Source organism: Paracraurococcus lichenis (assembly GCF_030657435.1).
Taxonomy (GTDB): Bacteria; Pseudomonadota; Alphaproteobacteria; order Acetobacterales; family Acetobacteraceae; genus Paracraurococcus; species Paracraurococcus lichenis.
In genome coordinates this window covers 1-5755 of record NZ_JAUTWS010000173.1, presented here as the reverse complement: position 1 = coordinate 5755, position 5755 = coordinate 1, and the positions used below count along the sequence as shown (strand labels likewise).

Sequence of the window (5755 nt, the reverse complement as noted above, 5' to 3'; positions counted from 1 at the left end):
CGCTCGATCAAGGCGATCTGCCGTGAGCTTGGCTTGTCGCGGAAGGTGGTCCGGAAGGTCCTGCGGTCTGGTGCAACGGAGTTCCGCTACGAGCGGACGCGCCAGCCTTTGCCGAAGTTGGGCGCGTGGCAGGGCGAGCTCGATCGGCTGCTGGAGGAGAACGCGGCGCGGTTGTCGCGCGAGAAGCTGACGCTGATCCGGCTGTTCGAGGCGCTCCGGGCGCTCGGCTATGAGGGTGGCTACGACACGGTGCGGCGGCATGCGCGGGCGTGGGAGAAGGCCCGCGCGTCACTGGCCATCGCGTGCTGGCGGTAGTCCTTGACCCGGTACGCATCACCACAGCTGCCGCATGCCGGACGGCGCAGGGCATGGACCCGGGCTTGCGAGGCGACAATCTCCTGCTGCACACCAGCCAGGAGCTACTTGCCCTCGGCCAGGGTCAGACCCAGGCTGGCCAGATCGGTGAGATCGACGGGTCTGGCGATCTGCATGACCTCGGTGCTGTGTTCTTCGCCCGCGGCTCCGACGCTCACCAGCTTCACGATCCAGGCCACGGTGCTTCTACCTCAACGGGAACACTGGCCGACAGTACCCCTTCCAGCTGGCACCCCCAATCTCGCGGCAGTCCCGGCGAAGGCGGAGCGGGACGGCGATGCGGAGGCCAAGGCCGTCTCGGCCGCGCTCTTCACAGGCGACGAGGTGCAGGGCTGTTCAACGCTGTGCGGTAGCAGGGGTGAGTCCTCGCTGCCACAGGCCTGCGGAGAAGGGCGCCGGCGGGGTGATGACGGGATTCCCGGATCGCCGAATCTCTGACTCATAGGGCGGCAACCGAGGGGGAGGTTGCCGTGACCGCGTTCGCGCCGCTGCTGGGCCTGCTGGAGGAGGTGCCTGATCACCGCCGGGCGGAGGGCAAGGTCTACCAGCTGGCGCATGTCCTGCTGTTCTCCATCCTGGCCATCGTCAGTGGCGGCAACTCGTATCGCAGCATCGTCACCTTCATCGAGATGCACCGTCTCCGCCTGAACGAGGTGTTCGGCCTGACCTGGCGGCGAGCGCCGGCGCACACCGCCATCCGCTACATCCTGCAAGGCTTGGACTGTGAAGCGGTGGAGGCAGCCTTCCGTGGCCACGCCAAGCTGTTGCAGGCGGCTCACGCCAAGCCTGACGGGGGTAGTCTGGCAATCGACGGCAAGACCCTGCGCGGCAGCTTCGACGCGTTCCGTGACCGAGCCGCCGCGCACCTGCTCGGGATGTTCGCCACCGACACGGCACTGGTGCTGGCGCACAGCGAGGTCGATGAGAAATCGAACGAGATCCCGGCCGCTCAGGCGCTGCTCGCCGAACTCGGCTTGGCTGGCCACCTGGTCACGCTCGACGCCCTGCACTGCCAGAGGAAACCTTCGAGCTCGCCGCAAAGGCCGGCGCCGACCTGATCATACAGGTCAAGGACAACCAGCCCACCCTGCATCAAAAGGCCAAGGACCTCTGCGCCAGCGCCACCCCGCTTTCCACGGCCAGTAGCCGTGATCGGGGGCGCAACCGCCAGGAGGAGCGCAGCGTCGCCGTCTTCGATGCTGCCACCGCCTTCACCGACACCGAGTGGGCGTCCCTCATCGGTGCCGTGATCCGCATCGAGCGCGACGTTCTCACCCGCAGCGCCAAGACCGGTCTTTGGACCCGCTCCTCCGAGACCGCCTTCTATCTCGCCACCGCCGCGATCCCAGCTGTTCGCGCCGCCTCTGCCATCCGGGACCACTGGAAGATCGAGAACACCTCGCACTACACCCGCGACGTCACCATGGGTGAGGATCGCTCCCGCATTCGCTGCAACCCGGGCATCTTCGCTCGTCTCCGCAGCTTTGCCTTCAACATCCTCAAGGCCAGCCTCCGAAGCTCACTGCCGCAGGACCGCTACCGCGCCGCCATCGGTGGCGTCGATTACCTCCTTGGCCTCCTCGACATTCCAGAGCGTTGAACAGCCCTGCACCGCCAGCCCACCACCTCACCTGCGTACTGGCAGAGCTGGAGCGACCTACGCGCGCGGATGGGAGGCAAGTTCCACGTCCTGTTCGACGTCGTGTGCCGCGCCATGGCCAGCACACCGCGCAGCAGCTCCCTCGTGGAGAACCTCAACTCGCGGCTGCGCACCTACTTCACCTTGCGCCGCCATCTCGGGGGCGCATACCTGGATCTGCTGCGGTTCTTCCTGAACCACCGCCGCTTCCTGCGCAGTCGCCATGCCGAGCGGCAAGGCAAGAGCCCGCGGGAGCTGCTGACCGGCCAGGGCCATCCGCACTGGCTCACCCTGCTCGGCATGGGATCGCTTCAGCCCCGGCGGGCTTGACACGGGGAGGCTGATCGCCTCCCGCACCGGGCACATCGGACGTCGACGTCCGGCCCTCACAGGCCGGCTCTCTTCGTGCGCCCGTGTGACCCGAAACTGGCCGATTCTGAACCACGCCTGTAATCCGTGTCGCGGCGCCACTCCTCCGGCCAAGCACCGGTGCGGACCTGCTCCATGACATCCAGCACGGCAGGGACAAGCTCGTCATAGCCGCCGGGCTTGTGGAGTCTTATCGTCGGCCACCCGAGGCCGCGCAGGTCGGCTTGTGGCGCTTCGCCATCAAAGCCGGTGATAACCACCACGGGCAGGTTCGGAGCGTGCTGCCGCAGATCGCGGATGACACGCTGACCGGCGACCTCGTCGCCGAGATGTAGGTTCACGACCGCGACTGCGATCCGATCTGCCGCTGCTGCGGCGTGGGCCATGGCCTCCGCCTCATGGGCGGCGAAGATCGTGTCGAACCCCTCCGCAGCGAGCAGGCCATCGGCTAGTAGGGCCAGCAGGGCCTCGTCTTCGACGATCAACGCCAGTGGCCGCCTCCGGCCCGTTGTGCTGCTGTCTTGCATCGGGCCGAGATACATAAATGGGCGTATAGCCTCAAAGTTTTTCTACTATGAAATGTGCCTCAGGCCGATCTAGGCGGCCAGGATGAGGGCGATCTGATCCTAGCGCGACGAGTGAGGCACCACTTCCAACGATGTAGGTCCAGATCAGCAAGGTCGCCGTGCTACTCGGCAAACATGCCAACCACCACCGACAATCTGGAAGCGCTGAGCACCGCTCTGGTGGGACAGCATGTAGCGCGCCACAGCGACGCATCCGCGACCGCCTATTTCGAGTTGGGCATCCTGCTGGCACACACCGGCGCCGAGGTGCCGGATTGGCTGATGACCACGCCACGCTGGGCCCGCGCCGCCGTGGCTATAGGCCGTTCAGCAACCCGTCATAGGCTACGCGAAAGTCGTTCGAGCCAATGACCTCCTGCCTTCTTCCATTCCGGGCATCTTGCGATCTGCACTTCACCCAGAGTGAGCGGCGGACGGTTGCCGTATGGTGTGCATTCCGTGGACCCGCCTGGTCAGGTCAGGTCATACCTACCGCGACCGGCTACGAGGCGCTCAGCATCATCACCCCCAGCCGAAAGGCGGGAGGCAATGAGCTTGCGCCGACTTGGCTGATCAGGAAGATGCCGGCCGGCCTGATCCTGACCGATGCCGCCACCGACAGGGCTATTGGGCGCTACTCGTCAGTCGCTGATCTCCTCGCGGCGGTGATGCACGTTGAGGGTGCAGAGGCGGCGAACGACAATGAGCCAGAGCAGCGCGAGATGCCTACAGGAATGTCTCGCCCGCGTGGTCTTTCAAGAGTTCGGCGCGGCGAACGTACCCGCGCAGCGCGTCGAACGACTTGTGTCGGGACACCTCCATCAGCTTGAAAGCGGAGGCGCCCGCATCAGCACCGCTGGTCAGGAAGCCCGACCGTAGGCTGTGGCCGCCGAACTCCTCCGGTCGCAGGCCAGCACGCTCGGCATCGGCCTTCACCACCAGCGCCACGGCTTCGGCGGTCAGCGCATCCTCACCGAGCCGGCCACCCTTGCTGATGCGGCGGAACACGGGCCCGGTGACGATGCCTGCGGCATCCAGCCACGTGCGGAGCGCCTCGACGGGTCGTAGCTGCGTACCGTGTGGAATGGCGATCTCCTGGCCCTAGCCTTCCTGGTCGCCCTTGCTGCGCCGGATCTGCACGCGCAGGCCCTGCTGCACGAAGACCAGGTCCTCGACGGTGAGTGCGACGAGTTCGGACCGCCGGAACGCACCGGAAAAGCCGAGCAGCAGCATGGCCCGGTCGCGCAGGCCGCGCAGGGTGTCCATCGGCACCTGCTTGAGCAGATCGCTGATCGTGCCAGCGGTTGCCGGTGTCTTCTGCGCTGGTGCCGTTCCCTTGGTGCGCCGAATGCCCCGCAGCGTGGCACGGACAGCCTCTGCGTTGGTCGGCGCCTCATGCCCGTCGAGACGGTGGGCGTAGCGGATCGCGGCGACGCGGCGCGCCAGCGTGGCGGGCTCGGCGCCGCCTTCGGCCTCCGACGCGAGGAACGCCGCGACACTCTTTGGCTCTGCCGGCAGCGAGGCGACACCGCGCGTGAGGCACCAGGCGTCGAAGCGCTGGAAGTCCGACCGATAGGCCCGCCGGGTCGCGGCCGCCTTGTCGGCCAGAGCAAAGGTGACGGCGGCCTCGGTCTCGCGCTGGATGGTCTCGGCCGGGACGAGGGCTAGGCCGCCGGTGTCGGTAACGGTTGGCACCAGGGCGGTTTGCGGGTCGCTGGCGGGGTCGGCGGGGGCCATCGGCACGCCTCAGCATTACTCGTGAGAAGGTTGGTTTATCAGAAGTGAGCGGAGGTTGCCCCAATCGGGGCAAGAGGCTGGAATTCCGCTATGTCCAGCCTGCGCGCCGGCGCCACTTTGGCCACCCTCGCCAGAGCCCGCGGCCGCCATATCCTGCGCGGCATCCTGGCGCTGGCACGGCACGCCGGCGCAGCAGGCCGAGCGCTGACCACCGCCGAGGGCCTGCGGCGGCTGCTGCCGCGCAGCAAGGGCGACCAGGAAGGGCAGGGGGCCAGCCTCGGCATCGTCCGTGGCACCAAGCCCGAGACCTGCCCGGTGCGGGCACTCGAGGCCTGGCTGCAGGCCGGCGACTGCCGCTACGGCCCGGTGTTCCGTAGGGTGGACCGCTGGGGCACGGGCGAGAGCCGGGCGCTGACCCCGGAGGCGGTTGGGCACATCCTCAACGGACCGTTAGCGGTTCAGCAGTAGTTCTTGCCCGCGGTAACAGGCTATGCTCTGGAAGATATCTCCCAGTGCGGCCTGCCCGGCTTCCCATGCGTCATGGGCGGAGCGATAGACGCATGCGGAAGATTGGTATGGCAGGCTTCCGCCTTCGGTGCAGATTTCCCAACGCCACAAACGAGGCGGAACGGGCTGCTGCCGCGTTCTGACAAAAGGCTTGGCACGAAAACCATCATCGAACGGCAGAGTCCGCTCCAGCCTGTCCATCGCGGCTTTTCTCCTGGTCAGTCGAACGACCATACCCTGAAGCAGCAGTCTGTCACGGCTTCCTGCGAACGAATCGCAACTTGCTGATGGTGGGCAACGCCTGTCCGCGCTGGTCGGCTATGCCGTGTTCCGCACAGCGGACCGCTGGGGCACGATCGAGAGCCGGGCACTGACCCCAGCGGTGGTCGGCCACATCCTCAAGCACTGCGCCGAGGCGGCCGGGCTCACCATCGGCTCCCTGGAGCGCATCTCGGCGCATGGGCTCGGGTGGGCTTCGTGACCGAGGCCTACAGGGCGCTGGCGGTCGTGCCCCGGGGTGTGGTGTAGGAGTCCGCCGCCGTAATGGTGGCGGCCATCATGA

At 67.0% G+C, this 5755-nt stretch carries 11 protein-coding genes and 1 pseudogene; 7 read left to right on the top strand and 5 right to left on the bottom strand.

The window, feature by feature from the left end; genetic code table 11:
- A pseudogene (locus tag Q7A36_RS38000) lies at nt 1-294 on the top strand (IS21 family transposase); the annotation flags it as partial.
- Nucleotides 295-419: 125 nt separating this feature from the next.
- Here Q7A36_RS38000 and Q7A36_RS37995 read toward each other — a convergent pair.
- Nucleotides 420-554 carry a hypothetical protein gene (locus Q7A36_RS37995; protein WP_305108993.1) on the bottom strand — a complete coding sequence of 45 codons (135 nt, stop codon included), beginning with the start codon at nt 552-554 and terminating at the stop codon, nt 420-422.
- 291 nt (nt 555-845) lie between these two features.
- On the opposite strand from Q7A36_RS37995, the gene Q7A36_RS37990 reads away from it, so the two are divergent.
- The 3 genes from Q7A36_RS37990 to Q7A36_RS37980 all read left to right on the top strand — a co-directional run bounded on the left by Q7A36_RS37990 (nt 846) and on the right by Q7A36_RS37980 (nt 2344).
- Complete coding sequence (locus Q7A36_RS37990) at nt 846-1433, top strand: ISAs1 family transposase (RefSeq protein WP_305108992.1); 588 nt, start codon at nt 846-848, stop codon at nt 1431-1433.
- Nucleotides 1385-1975 carry an ISAs1 family transposase gene (locus tag Q7A36_RS37985; protein WP_370655786.1) on the top strand — a complete coding sequence of 197 codons (591 nt, stop codon included), beginning with the start codon at nt 1385-1387 and terminating at the stop codon, nt 1973-1975. The genes Q7A36_RS37990 and Q7A36_RS37985 overlap by 49 nt, the downstream gene beginning before the upstream one ends.
- A 69-nt stretch (nt 1976-2044) precedes the next feature.
- Nucleotides 2045-2344 carry a hypothetical protein gene (locus Q7A36_RS37980; RefSeq protein WP_305108991.1) on the top strand — a complete coding sequence of 100 codons (300 nt, stop codon included), beginning with the start codon at nt 2045-2047 and terminating at the stop codon, nt 2342-2344.
- Nucleotides 2345-2400: 56 nt separating this feature from the next.
- Here Q7A36_RS37980 and Q7A36_RS37975 read toward each other — a convergent pair whose 3' ends face one another.
- Nucleotides 2401-2868: a response regulator gene (locus Q7A36_RS37975; protein WP_305108990.1), complete on the bottom strand. Its 468-nt coding sequence runs from the start codon at nt 2866-2868 to the stop codon at nt 2401-2403.
- Nucleotides 2869-3084: 216 nt separating this feature from the next.
- Between Q7A36_RS37975 and Q7A36_RS37970 the strand changes: the two genes are divergently transcribed.
- Nucleotides 3085-3321: a hypothetical protein gene (locus tag Q7A36_RS37970; RefSeq protein WP_305108989.1), complete on the top strand. Its 237-nt coding sequence runs from the start codon at nt 3085-3087 to the stop codon at nt 3319-3321.
- Nucleotides 3322-3675: 354 nt separating this feature from the next.
- On the opposite strand, the gene Q7A36_RS37965 is transcribed toward Q7A36_RS37970, so the two are convergent.
- Both Q7A36_RS37965 and Q7A36_RS37960 read right to left on the bottom strand, forming a co-directional pair.
- Complete coding sequence (locus Q7A36_RS37965; RefSeq protein WP_305108988.1) at nt 3676-3957, bottom strand: site-specific integrase; 282 nt, start codon at nt 3955-3957, stop codon at nt 3676-3678.
- Between the two features lie 93 nt (nt 3958-4050).
- Complete coding sequence (locus Q7A36_RS37960; protein WP_305108987.1) at nt 4051-4686, bottom strand: tyrosine-type recombinase/integrase; 636 nt, start codon at nt 4684-4686, stop codon at nt 4051-4053.
- Nucleotides 4687-4776: 90 nt separating this feature from the next.
- Between Q7A36_RS37960 and Q7A36_RS37955 the strand changes: the two genes are divergently transcribed.
- Entirely contained in the window at nt 4777-5154 is a 378-nt protein-coding gene (locus Q7A36_RS37955) for a site-specific integrase (RefSeq protein WP_305108986.1), read from the top strand.
- Here the strand turns inward: Q7A36_RS37955 and Q7A36_RS37950 are convergent.
- On the bottom strand, nt 5137-5394 hold the full coding sequence (locus tag Q7A36_RS37950; RefSeq protein ID WP_305108985.1) for a hypothetical protein: 258 nt from the start codon (nt 5392-5394) through the stop codon (nt 5137-5139). The genes Q7A36_RS37955 and Q7A36_RS37950 overlap by 18 nt on opposite strands.
- 124 nt (nt 5395-5518) lie before the next feature.
- Here Q7A36_RS37950 and Q7A36_RS37945 point away from each other — a divergent pair, with 124 nt between their 5' ends.
- The gene (locus Q7A36_RS37945; protein WP_305108984.1) at nt 5519-5674 is read left to right on the top strand and encodes a site-specific integrase; all 156 of its coding nucleotides are present in this window, start codon (nt 5519-5521) and stop codon (nt 5672-5674) included.
- Nucleotides 5675-5755: the final 81 nt, after the last annotated feature.